This window comes from Gilliamella sp. B2889 (assembly GCF_026536885.1).
Classification (GTDB): Bacteria; Pseudomonadota; Gammaproteobacteria; order Enterobacterales; family Orbaceae; genus Gilliamella; species Gilliamella apicola_E.
Window position 1 is genome coordinate 43,630 of sequence record NZ_JAFNNF010000005.1, and the last position, 21,098, is coordinate 64,727.

22 protein-coding genes are annotated in these 21,098 nt (G+C 34.1%); 9 read left to right on the forward strand and 13 right to left on the reverse strand.

Annotated features, from left to right (window positions below):
* Nucleotides 1-125: 125 nt before the first annotated feature.
* Genes J3U09_RS08475 through fliF form a run of 6 tightly spaced genes read right to left on the reverse strand, consistent with a single transcriptional unit; the run spans nt 126 to nt 6,482 of the window.
* The gene (locus J3U09_RS08475) at nt 126-1,223 is read right to left on the reverse strand and encodes a flagellar hook-length control protein FliK (RefSeq protein WP_267357853.1); all 1,098 of its coding nucleotides are present in this window, start codon (nt 1,221-1,223) and stop codon (nt 126-128) included.
* Nucleotides 1,213-1,677: a flagellar export protein FliJ gene (gene fliJ / locus J3U09_RS08480; RefSeq protein WP_267357855.1), complete on the reverse strand. Its 465-nt coding sequence runs from the start codon at nt 1,675-1,677 to the stop codon at nt 1,213-1,215. The genes J3U09_RS08475 and fliJ overlap by 11 nt, the downstream gene beginning before the upstream one ends.
* Nucleotides 1,661-3,058, reverse strand: a complete 1,398-nt coding sequence (gene fliI, locus J3U09_RS08485; protein ID WP_267332176.1) for a flagellar protein export ATPase FliI — start codon at nt 3,056-3,058, stop codon at nt 1,661-1,663. Before fliI ends, fliJ begins: the two co-directional genes overlap by 17 nt.
* A complete protein-coding gene (locus J3U09_RS08490; protein ID WP_267357857.1) occupies nt 3,048-3,806 on the reverse strand; it encodes a flagellar assembly protein FliH in 759 nt (252 codons plus the stop codon). The genes fliI and J3U09_RS08490 overlap by 11 nt, the downstream gene beginning before the upstream one ends.
* Nucleotides 3,790-4,788, reverse strand: a complete 999-nt coding sequence (gene fliG / locus J3U09_RS08495) for a flagellar motor switch protein FliG (protein WP_065561866.1) — start codon at nt 4,786-4,788, stop codon at nt 3,790-3,792. The genes J3U09_RS08490 and fliG overlap by 17 nt, the downstream gene beginning before the upstream one ends.
* Nucleotides 4,788-6,482, reverse strand: coding sequence for a flagellar basal-body MS-ring/collar protein FliF (gene fliF / locus J3U09_RS08500; protein WP_267357859.1), 1,695 nt, complete (start codon nt 6,480-6,482; stop codon nt 4,788-4,790). Before fliF ends, fliG begins: the two co-directional genes overlap by 1 nt.
* Before the next feature lie 171 nt (nt 6,483-6,653).
* Between fliF and fliE the strand changes: the two genes are divergently transcribed.
* Complete coding sequence (gene fliE / locus J3U09_RS08505; RefSeq protein WP_416380056.1) at nt 6,654-6,947, forward strand: flagellar hook-basal body complex protein FliE; 294 nt, start codon at nt 6,654-6,656, stop codon at nt 6,945-6,947.
* A gap of 235 nt (nt 6,948-7,182) precedes the next feature.
* On the opposite strand, the gene fliT is transcribed toward fliE, so the two are convergent.
* The 3 genes from fliT to fliD are packed head-to-tail and all read right to left on the reverse strand — an operon-like array spanning nt 7,183 to nt 9,349.
* The gene (gene fliT, locus J3U09_RS08510) at nt 7,183-7,533 is read right to left on the reverse strand and encodes a flagellar protein FliT (RefSeq protein WP_065733612.1); all 351 of its coding nucleotides are present in this window, start codon (nt 7,531-7,533) and stop codon (nt 7,183-7,185) included.
* A gap of 2 nt (nt 7,534-7,535) precedes the next feature.
* A complete protein-coding gene (fliS, locus tag J3U09_RS08515; RefSeq protein ID WP_267357861.1) occupies nt 7,536-7,904 on the reverse strand; it encodes a flagellar export chaperone FliS in 369 nt (122 codons plus the stop codon).
* Between the two features lie 11 nt (nt 7,905-7,915).
* Nucleotides 7,916-9,349: a flagellar filament capping protein FliD gene (gene fliD / locus J3U09_RS08520; RefSeq protein WP_267357863.1), complete on the reverse strand. Its 1,434-nt coding sequence runs from the start codon at nt 9,347-9,349 to the stop codon at nt 7,916-7,918.
* A 648-nt stretch (nt 9,350-9,997) separates the two neighbouring features.
* On the opposite strand from fliD, the gene J3U09_RS08525 reads away from it, so the two are divergent.
* The 8 genes from J3U09_RS08525 to flgL all read left to right on the forward strand — a co-directional run bounded on the left by J3U09_RS08525 (nt 9,998) and on the right by flgL (nt 17,400).
* Nucleotides 9,998-10,810: a flagellin gene (locus tag J3U09_RS08525; RefSeq protein ID WP_065562537.1), complete on the forward strand. Its 813-nt coding sequence runs from the start codon at nt 9,998-10,000 to the stop codon at nt 10,808-10,810.
* Between the two features lie 172 nt (nt 10,811-10,982).
* Nucleotides 10,983-11,699: an RNA polymerase sigma factor FliA gene (locus tag J3U09_RS08530; RefSeq protein ID WP_267357865.1), complete on the forward strand. Its 717-nt coding sequence runs from the start codon at nt 10,983-10,985 to the stop codon at nt 11,697-11,699.
* Nucleotides 11,700-11,884: 185 nt separating this feature from the next.
* Nucleotides 11,885-12,205 carry a flagellar transcriptional regulator FlhD gene (gene flhD, locus J3U09_RS08535; protein ID WP_141673924.1) on the forward strand — a complete coding sequence of 107 codons (321 nt, stop codon included), beginning with the start codon at nt 11,885-11,887 and terminating at the stop codon, nt 12,203-12,205.
* A 13-nt stretch (nt 12,206-12,218) separates the two neighbouring features.
* The gene (gene flhC / locus J3U09_RS08540; RefSeq protein ID WP_081299485.1) at nt 12,219-12,824 is read left to right on the forward strand and encodes a flagellar transcriptional regulator FlhC; all 606 of its coding nucleotides are present in this window, start codon (nt 12,219-12,221) and stop codon (nt 12,822-12,824) included.
* A gap of 55 nt (nt 12,825-12,879) precedes the next feature.
* Nucleotides 12,880-13,767, forward strand: coding sequence for a flagellar motor stator protein MotA (gene motA / locus J3U09_RS08545; protein ID WP_065733614.1), 888 nt, complete (start codon nt 12,880-12,882; stop codon nt 13,765-13,767).
* Entirely contained in the window at nt 13,767-14,654 is an 888-nt protein-coding gene (gene motB, locus J3U09_RS08550) for a flagellar motor protein MotB (protein ID WP_267357867.1), read from the forward strand. The genes motA and motB overlap by 1 nt, the downstream gene beginning before the upstream one ends.
* A gap of 148 nt (nt 14,655-14,802) precedes the next feature.
* Nucleotides 14,803-16,446, forward strand: a complete 1,644-nt coding sequence (flgK, locus tag J3U09_RS08555; protein ID WP_267357869.1) for a flagellar hook-associated protein FlgK — start codon at nt 14,803-14,805, stop codon at nt 16,444-16,446.
* Between the two features lie 15 nt (nt 16,447-16,461).
* Nucleotides 16,462-17,400, forward strand: a complete 939-nt coding sequence (flgL, locus tag J3U09_RS08560; protein ID WP_065562531.1) for a flagellar hook-associated protein FlgL — start codon at nt 16,462-16,464, stop codon at nt 17,398-17,400.
* Nucleotides 17,401-17,494: 94 nt separating this feature from the next.
* Here the strand turns inward: flgL and flgJ are convergent, their stop codons facing one another.
* Genes flgJ through flgG form a run of 4 tightly spaced genes read right to left on the reverse strand, consistent with a single transcriptional unit; the run spans nt 17,495 to nt 21,082 of the window.
* Nucleotides 17,495-18,484, reverse strand: coding sequence for a flagellar assembly peptidoglycan hydrolase FlgJ (gene flgJ, locus J3U09_RS08565; protein ID WP_267357870.1), 990 nt, complete (start codon nt 18,482-18,484; stop codon nt 17,495-17,497).
* A 12-nt stretch (nt 18,485-18,496) separates the two neighbouring features.
* Complete coding sequence (locus J3U09_RS08570) at nt 18,497-19,600, reverse strand: flagellar basal body P-ring protein FlgI (RefSeq protein ID WP_267357872.1); 1,104 nt, start codon at nt 19,598-19,600, stop codon at nt 18,497-18,499.
* Between the two features lie 11 nt (nt 19,601-19,611).
* On the reverse strand, nt 19,612-20,289 hold the full coding sequence (locus tag J3U09_RS08575) for a flagellar basal body L-ring protein FlgH (protein WP_081299484.1): 678 nt from the start codon (nt 20,287-20,289) through the stop codon (nt 19,612-19,614).
* 10 nt (nt 20,290-20,299) lie between these two features.
* On the reverse strand, nt 20,300-21,082 hold the full coding sequence (flgG, locus tag J3U09_RS08580; protein ID WP_065562527.1) for a flagellar basal-body rod protein FlgG: 783 nt from the start codon (nt 21,080-21,082) through the stop codon (nt 20,300-20,302).
* Nucleotides 21,083-21,098: the final 16 nt, after the last annotated feature.

Here is a 21,098-nt window from a genome sequence, read left to right on the forward strand (position 1 = left end):
AAAATTACCAAAATAATAAATCATGCTTTGAGAATTAATTGGAAGAATAGGCAGTAAAAATATGACCTATTCAACCTTTTTAATCTCTAGCTATCAAAACATAGTACTGTTTCAAATACTATTATTTAGGCAAAAATACTTAATCCTGATTGAACAATGTTTGATGGATGATCAAGTTCATGAAGTGTTTGATTTTTATCGTCCATTAATTGCTCTATTTCAAACTCTTGTTTATAAGGTGATGAGGAGTCATTCATCATTGAAAAATCACTAATATCGGTCTGCTCTAACATAATACCTTGTTCTTCCAATGAAGTTCTTAATTGCGGTAAAGCTGATTCTAACACGCTTTTAACCATATTATGTGCAACAGCCATGTGAAGGTTCATTTTGTCATCAACTATTGCCAATTTAATATGCAGCGAACCCAATTCTTCAGGATGTAATTTGATTTCCGCATTTTGGATACCTTGACGACAAGCGAGACTAATTTTTTCGTTTAATGTTTTTTGCCATTCAGTAATATCCATTGGCATAGGTAAATTTATATTTAACGTTTTTTGACTTTCAATTAATGGTGTTGATGTGGTTAATTGATTTGGGCTATGGACTAGTAATGTAGGTTCTTGTTCAAAGTGGTTAATATCAAAATTGGTGATAGGTAAATCGATATTATTATTTTGAGTATTAGTAAGAGTTGGTAATGGTTGATTTGAGGTTTTAACTGAATTTATATTGGTTGATATATTATGTTCATCATTCGTTAGCAAGCTTGTTTGTTCATTTGCTTTAATGATCACTTGTTCACTACTATTAATAATAGTGAGTATTTCTGCTGCTTTTTCATCTACATTGAGTGTTATATCATCAGAAATTGGTGCCTTTAAAAGTATATCATTAGCTGTAGTATTAATTTTTAATTCACGTATTGCTGGCTGTTCAGTATGATTATGCTCATTATTAATTATAGGCTGTTCTTCGACTTGCAAAGTTAGTGGAAATAGTGTGAATAATTCATCACTATCTTCCTCTTCTTGATCATCTAATTGATGATCGAGTTTGTTCTCGAGAATATTAGCTTTGGCTAGGCTATTATTTTCGCCTAACTCTTGTTTTTCATTAAACTGTAATAAAAGCTGAAAAAAATCGTCTTCAATAATTGATACTTCATTCAATTCTATAGGTGATATTAATGGGATATCACTAAATTGATTAATATTCATTCAACATTCTCCTTGCTAACTGCTGCTGTGCAAATTCATCGGTTAATTTTTGTTGTAAACGGCTTTGCTGTAGCAGTAGTTTTTTATCTTGTTTATCCAATAATGTGGTGTAAGTATTGAGACTTTTTTGTGATTGATTTAGCTCATTGGTGATCTGTTTTTGTTTAATTTCTAAAGTTAACAATAACTTTTTTTGTTGTGTGATCCCTTGCTCAATAGCAGTAATAAAAGCATTAAAATTGTTCAGTTCTGATCCTGTAATGCCAACTGATAACGCTTTATTTAAGCGCTGTTGGTACTCATTATAGTATTCATTCAATACATTTAGTTGTGATTGAGCATTACGCTTATTATCATGCGCATTTTTTAATTTAATCAATTTGTCGTCGACTGATTTTTCAGCTAACTTTTTTAATGTTAAAAAGGCAAATTTACCATTATATTGATTGGCCATTGTTCTTTCCTAAGTTTGAATCAACAATTCTTGCTAACTGTTGATAAGCGTCTTGATAACTACAATGTTCATAAATTCCTTGTTGTAAAAATTGTTGCATAGCAGGAAAAAGCGTTATTGCCTTATCTAATAAAGGATCGGTTCCTGCTACATAAGCGCCAACATTAATTAAGTCACGATTTCGTTGGAAACTTGAAAATAATTGCTTAAATAACCGTGATTTTTTTTCATCTTTGGTTAGTTCTGTCATCACGCGACTTATTGATGCTTCAATATCAATAGCTGGATAATGACCTGATTCGGCAAGAGAACGGGATAAAACAATATGTCCGTCGAGAATTGCTCTAGCTGAGTCAGCGATAGGATCTTGCTGGTCATCACCTTCGGTTAGCACGGTATAAAAAGCGGTAATAGCGCCTTTGCCTTCTGCGTCATTACCGGCTCTTTCAACTAATGCTGGTAATTTTGCAAATACTGAAGGAGGATATCCTTTAGTCGCTGGTGGTTCACCGATCGCTAAGGCTATTTCACGTTGTGCCATGGCGTATCGTGTTAATGAATCCATAATGAGTAATACATTAAATCCTTGGTCACGAAATTTTTCAGCAATTTTAGTCGCGTAGGCTGCACCTTGTAGACGTAATAATGGCGATACATCAGCAGGCGCGGCAACAACAACAGATCGAGCTAAGCCCTCTTCACCTAAAATATTTTCAATAAAATCTTTTACTTCTCGACCTCGCTCACCGATTAAACCAACCACAATAATATCGGCTTTGGTGTATCTTGCCATCATGCCAAGTAAAACACTTTTACCAACGCCTGAACCTGCAAAAAGCCCCATTCGCTGACCTTGACCAACGGTTAATAATGCATTGATTGCACGAATGCCAACATCGAGAACTTGATGAATTGGTGTTCGGGTTAGCGGATTTAGTGTTTTATTAATTAATCCTTCATATTCGATATCTTCAGGTAATGGTTTGCCATCGAGAGGTTTTCCCATTGCATCGACAACTCGGCCTAATAACCCCATACCAATTGGTAAAACTTTGTGGCTAAAATGTGTTAAATCATATTGTGATGTATAAACTCTTGCATCGAGTAATATACCGTCTGTTGATTCAAACGGCATGAGGTATAGTGTTTTTCCCTTAAAACCAATTACTTCACACTCAACGGCTTGGATTTTTCCATCTAATTGTCGTTCAACAAAACAGTTGGACCCTAATGGTAGTTTTAAACCAATAGCTTCTAGAACAAGACCAGACGCTTTAACCAATCGACCATATTGACGAATTAAAGATGCAGACTCTAATTTCTGTTTAGCACTATCAATTTTAGTTGCCCATTGCGTACAAAAGCTCACCTTAACGCTCATCTCCATGCACTGTGTCAGAAATAATTTGCCAGTGATTGGTTATACTTGCGTCGATCTCATTTGTTTCAGTAAATATTTTGCAGCCACCTAATTCTATATTTGCATCGGCAATAAATTGCCATTCGTTTTTTAGTTGATCATCTAGCTGTGGCTCTAGCCATAAAAAATCATTCGGATTGATTCGAACCACAATCGGTGTAATTGTATTTTGTTCAATTAATGACTTGATCGAATGCATTAATTGTTTTTGTTTTACTTTGGATAACGAACCAACAGTTTTTTCAGCGGCAAGTAAAGCGAGATCAAATAGCTTTGGTACAATTTTTTCATCAATTTGATTAATTGACTGCTGAAAATGAATTGCTAGATTTTTGATGGATTCAACAGTATTTAATTTTTCTTCGTTTATCTGTTGTTCTATTTTCTCCAGGCCTTCTTGTTGGCCTATTGTTAACCCTTCCTCATACCCTGTTTGTTTACCAATATTGAAACCTTCTTCTTTACCTAGATTAAAACCTTCTTGATAGGCTTCTTCTCGTGCTTGTTGTTTGATATTTTCAAGTTCTAGCGTTATTTCAGGGCTATTAATATCAATAAAATTGGTATCGGCCTCATCGACTATTTCAAGTTCTGGTTCACACTCTTCTTGCTCATCGGTTTCAGGAATGAGTGGTGATGATTCTGCTAAATCTTGAAAGTGTAATGGTTTCCAAGTTAAGGTATTAGCTTGATTATACATATTCATCATCACCGCTACTTAAGATCATCTCACCGGTTTCAGCTAAACGACGAGCAATAACCAAAATTTTCTTCTGTTCGGTTTCAACTTGTGACAAGCGCACTGGTGGTCTGTTTTCTAAATCTTCACGTAATATAGATGCAGCACGTTGCGACATATTCGATAATAATTTTTCCCGTAATGGTTCTGTCGCACCTTTCAGGGCAATAATTAAGGTTTCATTATCCACATCTTTGAGTAGACGTTGGATACTTCTATCATCCACATCAACCAGATTTTCGAATAAGAACATTTCATCAATGATTTTTTGAGCTAACTCATTGTCATAATCACGTAATGCATTGATAACCAATTCTTCTTGTTGTGATTTCATCAGGTTGATGATTTCTGCTGCGGTGCGGATACCCCCCATATTATTAAGTTTAATATTTTGTCCATGTAGTAAAGTTGATAACGATGTTGATAATACCTCTAACGCTGAAGGCTCTACTCCACCGAAGGTTGCAATACGTAGCATTACATCATTACGCAGATCATCATCAAATAGATTTAATATCTCAGCAGCTAAGTCACGATTTAAGTGAACTAAAATTGTGGCGATAATTTGTGGATGCTCTTTCTTAACCAAATCAACAGCTCTGGCCGCATCAACAAAGTTAAGCATTTTTAAGCCATCGGTAGTATCTTCAATATCGGTATCTAATAGTTCATCAAGTAGACGGCTGGCTTTATCACTACCAATTGATTTTTCGAGAACTTTTCGTAGATAGCCATTAGTATCGGTATTTAATACGGCACAATCATCAAGTGTGGTTTGACACTCATTAAGAATATTTTTGAGTTGTTCTTGTGTTAATTGTGGTAATCCCATCATGGCACTACTAATTTGTTGTACCTCTTTATGGTCTAAAAATTGCATTACTTTTGCAGCTAATTCTTCACCTAAAATCATTAAAATTGTCGCTGCTTTTTGAGATTCACTTAAATTCATTACTCGGTGTCCTTCTTGTTCATCCAACCACGAATAATGAGAGCCATTACACGAGGATCTTTTTCGACAATTTTTCGGATGTATTGCTGTTGTTGCATATTATCTTCAAAAATTTTCTGTTGCAGTTTACTGTGTGCTTTATAATCAAGCTTATCTTCAGCGCCCATCGTGCCGTCAGATTTATCCGTATTGAGGTATTGTCTTTGAATCTTAATCCATACCGAACGCAGTACTTTTCGCCATGCATACCATATTATTAAGATATAAATTAGATATTTAATTGCCGTTTTCAGCATGTCGTAAACTTCATGTTTTTGTAAAAAGGTGATGGCGTCATTTTCATCATCTATTTGATCTGTAAATTTCAAATTTGCCACCGTTAATGAATCACCACGCAAGTCAGAAAATCCCATAGCTTGACGTGCTAGTGCTTCAATATGAGTAAGCTCTTCTTTATCGAGTTTTACCCATTTTTCGATCGCTTCATTTTTTTGATTTTCTTCATTTGACGATGCAACTTCATTGATTGTCGCAAATTTATAATTAACTAGAACCGCGACAGATAAGCGCTTGATACGACCTTCAGGAATTTTGCTATGAATAATTTGACGATTAACTTCAAAGTTCAACGTATTATTGGATTGTAAATGATACATTTTTTGCTTGTCGTCTTTATCTTTTACTTCATTCTCTCCATCAATTGGTGCACTTGGTGTGGGTACTGGTTGGTTAGATAAAGCGCCTGGTACACCACCAATAGCATTGCTTGATGCTAATTGACGGTTTTCAACTTGCTGCTTACTGCGAATGGTTTGATTGTTAATATCGCTATTAGGATCATAGATTTCGGATGTTGATTCCTGACGGCTAAAGTCAATGTCAGCATTAACTTGAACTTTAACATTTTGTTTACCTAAAATCGGTATAATGATTTTTTCTACGCGTTCACGCACCAAATTTTCGATTCGTTCACTATATTCTAATTGGGCAACATTAACGTTAGTATCACGGTATTTTTCTCCAGTCAATAAATTACCGTTTTGATCGATGATAGTGACTTTATCCGCTTGTAATTCCGGCACACTACTTGAAATTAAGTGGATAATAGCGTCAATTTGACCTTGAGATAGCGAGCGACCAGGTAATAAAGTTAATGCGACTGATGCAGAAGGGAATTTTCTTTCTCTAACAAATAAAGAGGGTTTTGGCATAGCCAAATGCACTCTGGCATCATCAACACTACTAATGATTGAAATTGTTCTGGATAATTCGCCTTCTAATGCTCGTTGATAATTGATTTGTTCATTGAACTGGCTCATTCCAAAGCTTTCTTTATCGAGTAGTTCAAAACCGATAGCACCGCCTTTAGGTAAACCTTGTTGAGCAATTCGTAGGCGAGTATCATAAATTTTATTTTCGGGAATTAAGATCGTTGTACCGGATGATGAAAACTTATAAGGAATATTCATCTTATCAAGTTGGCTAATGATTTCACCGCCATCTTTATCATTCAAATTACTAAATAGCACACCGTAAGCATCACTCTTAAGCCATAAATAGGTGATACTACTTATAGCTATTACGATCACTCCTACAATAAGGAGCAGCATTTTTCGATTTTGTTTTAATTGATTGATAAATGGTAACTTATTCAATATTGATTCGCCTTTGTTACCTACTGACTGGCTATCCATATGTATCCTAATTCTAAACAGGTTAGATTAATTCTAGGGTCTATTATCTGTGTATTTATAAAAATCAATAGCTAAAAAAGCACATGCTTTACCCTTTAGTTATCGCTTTTAGATTGTTATCTTTGTGATAATTTAAGCGGTAATTTTATTAAGATGAATATAATTAATATGATGAACAGTATCGAGGCTTTTAATCCGGCAACTAAATTGGATTTTTCTTCGAATCAACAGGTAAGTAAAGAGCAAAATTTTGTTGCTGAATTAAAAATGGCTTTAGATAAAATTAGCCAAACTCAAATTGAGGCAAGTAAGCAAGCTAAAGCTTTTGAAATGGGAGAGCCGAATGTTTCATTAAATGAAGTAATGGTTAATATGCAAAAGTCTTCGGTTTCTTTGCAATTTGGCGTACAAGTTAGAAATAAGTTAGTAGCGGCGTATCAAGAAATCATGAATATGAATGTTTAATTTATTAATGATTCTATTTGTTTAAAAATCGTCATTCATTAGCTGCCAATTTTTATCAAAAATTGGTTTTCATCTATATTGATAAAAAGTCAGCCTACTATTCACTTTTTATAACCTTAGCAAGTTTAATTTAATAATAAAAAAAGTTTGAGGAGCGGGGTTTTTAGCGATTCTAATATGCAAAAAACCCCGCTCCTCAATTATTTTTAGTCGATCTTTTTGATTACTTAGTGAATTATGCTAGGTTGGCAATTTTTTGGTAACTATCTATTTTAGTTTGATAATTAACCTGCTCGCCAATGAGTCTGGTAAGTTCACCATGCCGTAGATGTATTAATTGTTCTAATTGCTCTTGATAACCCAAAATATTATTGATATACATTCGAATAATATCTTGCTGAGGTAATGCTATAGTATCTGTAACATTTAGTTGGATATCTTTAGATAATTGGTGGTATTGAGCTTGCCAGCTGATTAATGATTCCCAGTTTTCTTTTTGTGCATTAATTAGCATTTGCTCAACAACATAATTAAGCTTTTCATATTGTTCTAATAATAAATTATTATTTAAAACTGATATTCCCATAACTATGCTATCTCCCGCCAAGCTTGAGCAATGTTATCAAGCAAATTAAAACAGACTTGCAGTTTGTCTTTATCATTATGTAAATTGGCTAAAAGCAACTGCTGACTGATGTATTGATATAATTGATCTAAATTTTCGGCAATTTCACCACCTTGCTCTAGATCAAGTGAACTCTTAAGTCCATTATCTATAATATTAATTGCTTTCGAAATGGCTTGCCCTTTGCCTGCAATATTCCCTTTTTCTATATATAACTCAGCTAAACGAATAGCATTAAGTGCGCCCTCGAATAATAAAACAATAAGCTGATGTGGCGAAGCCTGATTAACACTCGTTTCTAAATTAACTTGCTTATAAGCTTGAACTCCCATTTTTATATTCCTTATTTTTTCATGTTCGACATCATTTCGAATTGCGTGGTTAAGTAATTGCTCATACCATTTAATTCATTGATCAAGATATCTAATTTAGTAAACTGCACGCGATAACGTTCAATAGTTTGGTCAATAGAGTTGTTAACTTGATCATAGCGTTTATCTAATGATTTTAAGGTTGAGTTTAAGCCGTTAGTTGCGGTATCAATCATGCCATCACTATCAATGAAGCTACTCACTTTGGCACATACTTCGTTAGCTATGCCTGTCGTTTCACCATCACCAATAAATAACATGGCGACTGCTTCACTGTTTTCTTTGAGGGCTTTTTCTAATTCGTTTTCTTTAATAATTAGCTTGCCATTACTATCCATATTGATACCGATTTGAGCCAATACAGAGATTTCACCAGCTTGACCTTTCGAAAAGATAGATCGGATACTTTGATCTATATTACGTAGTGTTGAATCACCAACCAGTGGTCCATTATTACTATTTAATTCATCTGAATTGGCATCACTAGCAGTAAATTGAGTTAAGGTTGATATCGTTGATTGTAATTGATTAAATGCCTCCACCCACTCTTTAAGTGCCTCTTGGGTTTTTTCGTTATCCGCAGTAATAGTTAAATTTTGCGATGTGGTGGTTACTGCTTTTAAAGTGATATCAACGCCTGGGATGACATCTTTAACGGTATTTGATGCACTATTGACGGTAATACCATTAAAACTAAATTTAGCATCTTGCGCTTTAGCGACTTCGCTCATTGCTGATGAATCAGCTTGATTAATATCAAAACCAACTAATGAATTGAGTTTTTCATCATCGGATGATATTGAAGTTATAGTTTGTTGTTCACCTGTTTCTTTAGATGTGATAACCAGTTGATAGCTATCGATTCCTGAACGGACAATTGTGGCATTAACGGGAGATTCACTGATTGAACCATCTTCATTAACCACTTTAGCTTGGTTAATTGCATTTGCGATTGATTCTATGGATGTTTCATCTTTACCTAAAGTGACATTTATTTTTTGACCATTAGCTTGTTCGATGGTGATTGTTCGCGTTTCATTATTGTTACCTAACGCTGTTTGTTTATCGTTTATTGTATTAGTAGCAACGCTGTGTGCGCTTGCAAGTTGTTGCACACTCACTGCATAATTACCTAATTGAGCATTGCTACTTACGTTAGTAGTAAAGTAGTTGTCATTGCCCGATACCGTTCTAGCTTGGAACAGCTCTTTTTTTTGTAGTTTTGCTGTTGCGCTATTAAATGTTGATAATGCACTTTTTAATTTGCCAAAACCGCTTATTTTATTATTAATTGTTTTTTGCTGTGCTTTTATTGGCGTAAGACGGTTTTTTTCTACCGCTTCTAATTGATCTAATACTTCATTTAAATCAATACCAGAACCAATCCCCAATATACTCATTGCCATGTTTTATTATCCTATTATAAATTCTTTCATCTCTTGTTTTATCGACTGATGTAATAAAAAGTTTAGATATTTTTACTAATAAATAATTAGGTTTTGGCAATGCATATATTGCTAGACGATTTTATCTATTCAAAAACCAGTTATTTATTCAGTTATCAATGTTATATCCATATCAATTTTGCACTGTAAAAAGATGTAGGTGACATATCGCTACTGGAGTTATAAATTATCTTTTTAATCAATGAACTTTGATATTTTAAAGTGTTAAAAGCTAAATGTTTTTAAGGATGGTGGGCGTTATTTAAAAATAAAATTAAGTAGTGATCTTTCTAATATAATTTCTATTATTAGTAAATATATTGCAATTATTTAAATAGATAGGAGTTTAGGCACTTTTGCTGCGGCCTTTATTAAATAAGGCTATCAACTGTTTTTTACCGATTAATTTACATATAAAAATGTATTAGGACCTCTGAGCGTTTTATCAAACTTAATTAGTTATTCGGTTTTATTCGACGACATAAAATAAAAATTAAAAAAATATTAAAGTTTCTTTTTTTAATACCGATAACTAAATCATCAGCAAAAGTATTGAATAATATTTTCAATATCTCGTTGATCTAACTAATCATATTAAAGGAGATAAAAATGGCACAGGTAATTAATACCAATACTATGTCTTTAATGGCAAGAAACAATCTGAATAATTCTCAAAGTGTTCTTGGAACTGCAATTGAGCGTCTATCATCAGGTATGCGTATCAACAGCGCTAAAGATGATGCAGCAGGTCAAGCAATCGCTAATCGTTTTTCTTCAAATATTCGTGGTTTAACTCAAGCTGCACGTAATGCAAATGACGGTATCTCTTTAGCTCAAACAACTGAAGGTGCATTAAACGAAATTAATAACAACGTTCAACGTATTCGTGAATTGACTGTTCAAGCGGCAAATGGTACAAACTCTCAAAGCGATTTAGAATCAATTCAAAACGAAATTGATCAACGTTTAGAAGAGATAGACCGTGTATCTAAACAAACTGATTTCAATGGTACTAAAGTATTATCTGCTGATAAAACACTTAAAATACAAGTGGGTGCAAATGATGGCGAAACTATTGAAATCAATTTGAAAAAAATTGACAGTACTGAACTCGGTTTAGCTTCATTTAATGTTTCTTCAAGCCCAACAGCAGATCCTTTAAAAACACTTGATGCTGCATTATCAAAAATTGATGAATTACGTGGTGAGCTTGGTGCGGTACAAAATCGTTTTGAGTCAACTGTAACTAACATCAACAATACAGTAAATAACTTAAGCTCTGCGCGTAGCCGTATTGAAGATGCAGATTATGCTGAAGAAGTATCTAATATGACTCGTGGTCAAATTTTACAACAAGCAGGTACTTCAGTATTAGCACAAGCTAACCAAGTACCTCAATCTGTACTGTCTTTATTACAATAAAGTATATCTCTAAAATTTTACTTTAGTTTTTATACTATAGTAATAATGGTATTTTTTAATACCATTATTGCTAATAATGTTAATTACCTATTTTTTAATACTTTATTCTTGCCATTAACTCAGTCAATTATCGTCATAATATTCCTTAGCATTTTTTACAATGGTTTAGGAAATGAGTGATAACCTGTATAACTCTCAGGGTGTAGTGAATCAAATCGATTGGCAACAATATATCTATTTAGTTCGTAATGAAGCGTTGAAATTAGCTGTTCGTTTACCAACGACGATTGAGCTTGATGACTTGTTACAAGTTGGTTATATCGGTTTATTAGAATGCATAAAACGTTATGATGCTGCACAAGGTTATACTTTTACTACATTTGCTATTCCTAGAATAAAGGGAGCAATGTTAGATGAGTTGCGTAGTCGTGACTGGCTACCAAGGCAAACCCGAAAAAAAATTAAAGATGTCACTAACGCCATTAATGAATTGGAACAAATTTTAGGTGTCCCACCTAATGATCACCAGATAGCTGCACATCTGCAATTGTCTCTTACTGAATATCGCAAGGTGTTATTAGATTCAAATTATAGCCAAATCTGTTCTTACGATGAGATACAAAAAAAACTCGGCGATAATTTGGATACGCTGATTGAGCTTGATTCCGATAACAATCCTTTTGCTTTTATTATTAATGATGAAATTCGCAATATTATTGTTCAACAAATTGATAACTTACCTGAAAAAGAAAAAATGGTTTTAGCGCTCTATTATCAAGAAGAGTTGAATTTAAAAGAGATTGGAAAAGTGTTAGATATTAGCGAATCTCGCGTAAGTCAATTACATAGCCAAGCAATAAAACGAATACAAAGTAAAATTAATATATAAAAAACAGAATAAAACAGTAAAACATGAAAAAATAAATTGAAAATAAATCGAAATGATTTTTTTATTGACCTTTTGCTTTTAAAAATGTAACTTTAAGTGAAAAAAAACGAATTAAGATATTTTTTACTGATTTCGCATTTTTTTATGCGAGAAAAATATAAATTTTGGTGAGTAAATTGGGAAATATACAAGAAGACGATATTTTGAAATGTATACATCATTTAAATCTTTCAACGCTTTTATTAAGCCAAAGAATGATAGAGAAAGATAAAGTGATGGCAATGTATCGATTAGGAATTGATGAAAAAACCGCTGATATTTTGAGTAATTTAAGTGCTTCTCAAATGTTGGTTTTATCTGAAACCAATCAATTAACGTTTCAATTTCGATTTAAAAATTCAGCAATGATGGAAAAATTAACTGAAGAGTCTCGCGTTAGTGATATAAAGCAGATGCATACAGGGATCCTTCTATCAAGCTTACTTTTAGATTCTATTAATAAGTAGGTAAATGATAAAAATGAGTAGCAAAAGCATTATCCAAAAATATAAAGAAGTCCAATTAGCTATTCGATTAATTACACTCGGCGCTAGAATTCAAATGTTGGAAAGTGAAACCAATTTAAGCCGTGGAAAGCTGATTAAATTATATAAAGAAATCCAAGGATGCCCACCACCTAAAGGTTTACTTCCTTTTTCTACCACGTGGTTTATGACTTGGGAGCCTAATATTCATTCAAGCATGTTTTATAATGCTTACCGATTTTTAGTCAAGCATGGTACTAAATCTGGAGTTCATGCAATTGTTAAAGCTTATCAACTTTATTTAGAGCAATGTTCCCTTCATCACGATGAAGAGCCGGTTTTAGGCTTAACTCGTGCATGGATTTTAGTTAAATTTGTTGAAAGTAATGTTATGCAGCAATCGTGTTGCAAAGAGTGTAAAGGGCGATTTATTACACACGCTTACCAGCCACATAATAGTTTTGTTTGCAGTTTATGCCAACCGCCATCAAGGGCTGAAAAAAATAATAAAACGCATAAAGAAAGCCAAGCAAAATGCTTACAAGTTTTATCAATACCTAGTGCATTCAACTTAGTCACCGCAAATCAGGTAACGGTTTAGATAAGCAATTAATTAAAAAAGTTTAGTTACATTTTATAGAGATAAAGGAAAGCCAATGCTAATAATTATAGGATATATTGTTGTTATCGCTTCTGCTTTAGTTGGTTATGTGCTAAGTGGAGGGTATTTGGCAGTACTTTTTCAACCATTAGAGTTTCTGATAATTGGTGGTACAGCTATTGGTGCTTTCATTGTAAGTAATGAAAAGAAAGCAATAATTGCTACACTTAAATCGTTAGGTAGTTTATTTAAAACATCAAAATATAATAAAACTCTTTATTTAACATTAATTAATTTAATGTACACCATTTTAACTAAGATACGTCAAAATGGGGGGTTATCTATTGAAGAAGATATTGATAATCCAAAAGAGAGTGAGTTATTTAAAAAGTATCCACTTATTCTTGCCAATCCACAAATATGCGATTTTATCACTGATTATTTACGTTTAATGATTAGCGGAAATATGGAAGTTTATGAAATTGAAGCATTAATGAATGAAGAAATTGAGACGTATACCCATGAGTTAGAAAAACCTGCAGATGCGATTTCTAGTGTGGGCGATGGGTTACCTGCTTTTGGGATTGTGGCTGCGGTTATGGGAGTGATTAACACATTAGCACAAGCAGATAGGCCTGCTAGCGAGTTGGGTGAACTTATTGCACATGCTATGGTTGGAACCTTTTTAGGAATTTTACTGGCTTATGGGTTTGTTTCGCCACTAGCTGCTTTATTAAGACAGAAGAATGCTGATACAGTAAAAATTTTAGAATGTACTAAAGTTATTCTTATTGCCAGTATGCATGATTATGCTCCACAGATTTGTATTGAGTTTGGTCGAAAAACTATTTTTTCGCATGAGCGACCATCTTTCTTTGAATTAGAAAAATATATTCAAGAAGTGAAAGATAAAAATGCTAACCCAACAGAAAATAATGAATAATGAAAGATAAGCCAGTAAGAATAATTATTTCTAAAAAAAAGTCAGGGCATGGCGGTGGCCATCATGGTGGTTCGTGGAAGATTGCTTATGCAGATTTCATGACTGCTATGATGGCACTTTTTTTAGTCATGTGGTTGATAGCCAAATCCAGCCCACAAGAATTACAAGGAATTGCCGAATATTTCAGAACGCCATTAATACTAGGTCAAAATGGTGGTAAAAATATTAGCGATAGCGAAAGCCCTATTCCTGGTGGTGGCGATGATGTCAGTAAAAGTTTGGGCGAAGAGCAACAGAGCATAATAAATGAACAACCAATAGATCCCAATATAGTTGAAAGAAATCAATTGATCGAAACTGCTCGTAAAATTTATGAGGCGTTTGAACTTGATCCTCGACTGCAAAAATTAGCGGCTAATCTTATTGTTGAACTAACTGAAATGGGGTTAAGAATTCAGATTTTAGCAACTGATGATAAACCAATGTTTGATGTTGGTAGTGCAGTTATTCATCCTAATATGCAAGAAATTCTTCACGCTCTAGCACCAATAATAAACGATTTACCCAATAAAATGACCTTATCAGGGCATACTGATGAGCGTCAATATATAACAGGTGATAGAGGTTATAGTAACTGGGAGTTATCTGCTGATAGAGCAAATTCGTCAAGACGAGAACTTATCGCTGCTGGATTAGATTCAAGCAAAATTATTCGAATTATTGGTTTAGCTGATACGGTAGGTTTAAACAATCCTAATTATAGTAAAGATGCTAATCGTCGTATTAGTATTTTAATTTTGAATAAGTCAGCTCAAAAATATATTGAAGATGAAAATACAATGACGGGAATAGATTTTTTAAAACAAGCAACTAAATCTGAACAATAGCATTGGAATTACACAGGTTAAGCCTGTTAAAAAATTAAATTTCAATTATTTTCTAAAAATAACTAAAGTTTTATCTTTTTTATCCGATATAAGAATAACCCTTTAAGTTAATAATTTGATTATTGACTAAATATATTTAGGAGCTTTTATGTCAAATTCATTGATGAATACCGGTATTAGTGGATTAAATGCTGCGCAAAATATGCTTAATGTTATAAGCAATAATATCAGTAATGCGCATACCGTTGGTTACAATCGTCAACAACAAATTTTGCAACAAGCAAATGGCACTAAATATAATTATGGTTTTGTTGGTAACGGTGTATCTGTATCATCAGTTAATCGGGCATATAATAGTTTTGTGGTTGGCCAATTACGTCAATCTCAATCACAAAATGGCTCTATAAAGGCTTATTACAATGAATTGTCAAAAGTCGATAATTTATTAGCGGAGAATGATAATAGTATTTCCTCGCAACTAAATAGTCTGTTTGCAAGTTTAAATAAACTTTCTTCAAATGCGGGTGATGCCGCTTCCAAACAAACAGTAATAAATGATCTTAGCTCGTTAGTCAGTCAGTTTAATAAAACGGAATTGAATTTAAAAAATCAGATTGCCAATATCAATACTGAAATTGTTAATAATGTTGATACCATTAACTCTTATACCCAACAAATTGCTGATCTTAACCAAAAAATAGCAAGATTACAGGCAGTAAGTGGTGGTCATGAGCCGAATGCATTGCTTGATGAACGCGATCAACTGGTTAATGAATTAAGCGAGATGATAGGCATCACTGTTACTGAGCAAAATGGACAATACAATATTTCACTACCTAATGGTTTAAGTTTAGTGCAAGGGTCATCGGCAACTCAGTTATCTGTACAGCCGTCTAAAGATGATCCTGCTTTAAATACAATTATTTACACTCATAATTCTGGTGCGACTCAAGAACTATCAAGTCAAAATATCGCATCAGGCCGATTAAATGGATTATTAGCTTTTCGTGATGGACCACTCCTAGAAGCTCGCAACCAATTAGGTTTAATTGCGTTAAATCTAGCAGAACGATTTAATGAAGTACACATGTCAGGGGTTGATATTAATGGCGAACCAGGTCAGAAATTATTTGATTATCATAGCCCAACTAGTATTGCTAACGCCCAAAATCAAGGTAATGCCACTGCTAAAATTAACTATAACTCAGTGACAGACGTCAAAGCATCTGATTATAAAATTGAGTTTAATGGTAACGATTGGATCGTAACCAGATTATCTGATAACAAGCAAATTACCCCACAAGTTGAAGATGGTAAATTATTGTTTGATGGATTATCTATTGAAATAAATGGTGATCCAGTAGCGGGTGATAGTATCTTACTTAAACCTGTTGCAGATGTAGCATCATCACTCCAGCTACTAGTTAAGGATGTCAACAAACTAGCAACAGGTATTAATGATGATGAAAATGGTAATGGCGATAATCGTAATGTAGCTAAATTGCTTGATATCCAAAATGAAAAATTAATTAATGGCACTAAAACGTTAAATAGTGCTTATAACGCCTTAGTTAGTTATGTGGGAAGTGAAACACAGACAGCTAAAATTTCAGCGCAATCTAGTCATAATATTACTCAAGAAATTTATGAGCAAAATCAATCAATATCAGGCGTTAATATTGAAGAAGAATATATCTCTATGCAGGTTTATATGCAGTATTACCAAGCTAATGCAAAGATTATTGATGCGGCAACCACAATATTCGATACCATTTTAGGTTTAGCTAAATAATAGAAGGGTTTAAATATGCGTGTTAGTACTAATGCAATGTATCAAAAAAATTTAACGAGTATTTTAAATACCAACAGTAAATGGCAAAAATCAGGATTGCATTTAGCAACCGGTAAAAAAATCTTATCACCTTCTGATGATCCTATGGGGTCATCGCAAGCATTAATTTTAAAACAGGCTCAATCAAGAAATACTCAGTATCAATCAGCTCGTGAAAGTGTTAATAACTCGTTAAGTCGCCAAGATACAGTACTAAAAGAAGCGAATACTGTTATCCAATCAATTCAAGAGACACTAGTTTATGCGGGTAATGAGACGTTAAACGATGAAAATAGACGTGACTTAGCCAATAAATTACAAGGATTAAAAGATCAATTAGTTTCGTTAGCTAATGCTAAAGACACTAATGGCAATTATATCTTTGCTGGAAATAAAAATGATACACCTCCTTTTGTTGTGGATGAATCTGGTAAAGTTAATTATGTCGGTGGTTCTACAACGATTAATATTTTTATTGATGATACGCGTGAAGTGTCATTAAGTTTTACTGGTGATCAGATTTTTATGTCAGGCGCCAATAGTTCTGTGGAAAGTGATGTTTTTGCTAGCATTGACTATGCATTAGAAGTACTGCAAATCGGTTTAGATGATAATGACCCTGATGCGATTACGCAATTCAGAGAAGGTTTATCGAAAGCTAGTCAAGGCGTTGATAATTCGTTTGAAAATATCTCAACAGTTAGGGCTGCAGGTGGTAATGTGTTGGCGGAAGTTGAACGATTAACTGCACTAGGTAAAACCTTGGACATTGATTTTCAGACACAAATTAGCCAAATTGAAGATGTTGATTGGTATGAAGCCATTGCAGATTATGTGATGTTACAGGCGAATTTACAAGCAGCTCAATATACTTTTATGAATATGCAAAATATGTCCTTATTTCAAATGAAATAACTTTCTGTCATCACTTATTTAAATCGTTAATAAACAGGAGGCTTATGCCTCCTATTTATTAACTTCATTAAAATTTAGTTAATTTATTTAGTTATTATTTAAAGGCAATTTGTCTAAAACCTGATATTGATTTTTGCGGTGTATTTCTAGCAATTTCTTCAATTCGACTAATAATTTGAATTAACTTTTCGCTATAGTTAGGATCGGTTGCATAGTGTGCATCTTGCAGTGCTTTGGCTGCGGTTCTTGCATCAGGTGCGTTAACAACGGCACGATAACGTGGGCTTTTGGTAAGTAAATCAAGATAATCTGTTAATGCATGTTGTTTACTTTTATAAACTCTAAATTCATCTTGAATCTTAACCATATTGTTATTTAAAAATTCTCGTGTTGTTAACCGAGTTGAATTGCCTTTCCATGATGATGTCGCTTTTATGCCAAAATAGTTATGACTTGGTTGATTGTCGGCTGTTTTTATCTGCTTTTTACCCCAACCTGTTTCTAAGGCCGCTTGTGCAATGATAACCTCATAAGGAATACCTGACATTTTGGATGCCTTTTTAGCGGGTTCAAACCACTCAACTATAAATTGCGTGATATGGTCTTTATCAGAATCATTAACTGCTGACGTTAATGGTTTGACGTTAGTATTCGTTAATTTATTCGTTTGCTGGTAAAGCATTTGACCTAATGCCGCAGGCGATGAATTTGAATCACTAAATAAAGATTGTGCTAATTCTATATTATTAGCCTGAGATTGTGGGGTAATAGATCTATTTGGCTGATTATTTAATTGTTTGGCAATAATATTGGCAAGACCTAATCCTTTACCGGCAGCCTGTTGAGCGATTTGCTGATCAAACATTGAGGTAAATAACTGCATTGCAGGTTGATTAAATAATCCACCATTAGGAACGGCTTTTCGCATAGATTGCATCATCATATTGACGAATAGTGTTTCAAACTGATCGGCAACTTGCTTGACACTTTCACTTGATCCACTAACAGCGTTACGCCTTAATTGGCCAATGCTCGAAAAATCATAAGCAAAGCGATTAATAGACTGATTAACTAGGTTTTTCATAATAATTATGCTTTAAATCGTTTCTAATGCAGCGTGTAAACAACCTGCGGTTTTTAATGCCTCAAGTATCGACATTAATTCTGTTGGATTTGCGCCTAATAAATTAAGTGAGTTAATTACTCGGTTTAAATCAGCGCCAGAAGCTAAATTATGTAATGCACCGCCATCTTGTTCGATGCTGATCTCATCATCAGGTACAACTGCGGTTTGTCCTCCGGCTAACGGAGTATTAGGCTGACTAACTTTTAATTTGTTATTGACCACCACAGATAAATTACCATGAGCAACGGCACAATTGTCTAATTGAACTTTTTGATTCATCACCACCACGCCAGTGCGCGTATTTATGACAACTTTTGCTGAAATTGGTGAAGCGCTAATTTGTAGGTTTTGAATCTTCGATAATAATTTAACTCTTGCCTGACTATCTTGTGGCATGTTCAATTTAACCGTCATACCATCTAAAGCAACTGCGATATTTTTTTGTACCTTGTTAATTGCTTCAGCGATTTTTGATGCCATCGTAAAGTCAAAATGGTTAAGGTGTAAGTGAATGGAACTTTTTTCATCTAAGCGGGTTGTTAATTCCCTCTCAATTGTCGCTCCACTCGGGATAGTTGCACCAGCCATTTGATTAACTGTTACACTACTGCCTTTGCTGCTTGCGCCCATACCACCAACAAAAAGATTACCTTGAGCAATGGCATAAACTTGATTGTCGGCACCTTTCAATGGCGTCATAATCAATGTGCCACCGCGAAGGCTTTTGGCATTACCTAATGAAGAGACAACAACATCAATTTGTTGCCCAACTCGTGCATAAGATGGTAATTTAGCAGTAACCATTACCGCAGCAACATTCTTTAATTGCATGTTACTACCAGAAGGTACGGTAATACCTAATTGCGAAAGCATGTTGGTTATACTTTGAATGGTAAATGGTGTTTGTGAAGTTTGGTCTCCAGTACCATCTAGCCCAACAACAATTCCATAGCCTACTAAGGCGTTTTCACGCACGCCTTGAATAGTTACTAAATCCCTTATTCGTTCGGCATAACTATAGGGTGTGCCCACTATCATTATTAAAATAATAAAAGTTCGTAATATATTAAGCATAATCAGATTCATTAAAATGGTGAAAGATTAAAAAACAGGCGTTGTAACCAACCCATAGTTTGAGCTTCATCAATGTAGCCATTACCTACATATTCAATGCGAGCATCGGCAACTTGAGTTGAAATAACGGTATTGTTACCACTTATTGTCCTTGGGTTAACAACGCCTGAAAATCGAATAAATTCTGTTCCCTGATTTATTGCAATTTGTTTTTCACCAATTACTTTTAAATTGCCATTAATCATGACATCTTGAACGGTGACGGTGATGGTTCCACTAAATGTATTTTTTGCATTAGCGCCACCAGAACCTTTAAAATCGTTACTGCCTGAGATATCAGTATCTACTTTGCCTCGACCAACTAATCCATCTAAAAAGTGAGGAACAGTTTTTACACCTAAATTTACCCCACCATTACGACCAGCATTAATAGATGAACTTTTACTCGCACTCACATTTTCTTGTAATACAATAGTTAATACATCACCAATATTGCGAGGTCTACGATCTTCAAACATTGGTTGATAGCCAAAACTACTTGGTTGTGATGCTTGATATATTGAGCCACTTGAATTAACAATTTCTGGCATTTGAGGAACAATACTGGTTTGCCCTTCAACTAATGCTTTTTTAGGTAATTGGCTACAACCAACTAATAACATCATTACTAAAATATAAAGATATCTCATTATCATAGTTTTATAACTGATTTAAACGTTGCAACATTTGGTCAGACGCTGATATTGCTTTACTGTTAATTTCGTAAGCACGTTGTACTTGAATCATGTTAACTAACTCTTCTGCAACATTTACGTTAGAGGTTTCGATATAACCTTGATACAGCAATCCAGCACCATTTAATCCCGGTGTATTTTCAGTTGGAGCACCAGAGCTTTCGGTTTCTAAATAGAGATTTTCCCCAACACTTTCTAACCCAGTGTCATTAATAAAAGTATGTAATGTTAATTGACCAACTTGCACTTGAGTTGATTGATTGGCTAACGTCACACTAACAATACCATCCCGTGCCACGGTCATTTTTATCGCATTTGATGGAATGTTGATGGTTGGTTGAATTTCGTAACCAGCAGCCGTAACTAATTGACCATTTTGGTTAACTTGAAAAGCACCACTTCGAGTATAAGCTAGCGTTCCATCAGGCATCAGAACTTGGAAAAAACCTTGTCCATTAATAGCGATATCACTGCTATTATCAGTTAATTCTAAATTTCCTTGGCTATGGATTCGTTCGGTAGCTACAGGCCTAACACCGGTACCAATTTGTAATCCAGAAGGTAGTGTTGTTTGTTCAGATGATTGGGCGCCAGGTTGGCGAATAGTTTGATATAACAGATCTTCAAAAACAGCACGTTGGCGTTTAAAACCACCAGTACTAACGTTGGCTAAATTATTGGAAATTATATCCATATTCATTTGTTGTGCAGTTAGCCCAGTTTTTGCAATCCATAATGATTTAATCATTGCTTTTTCCTATTTT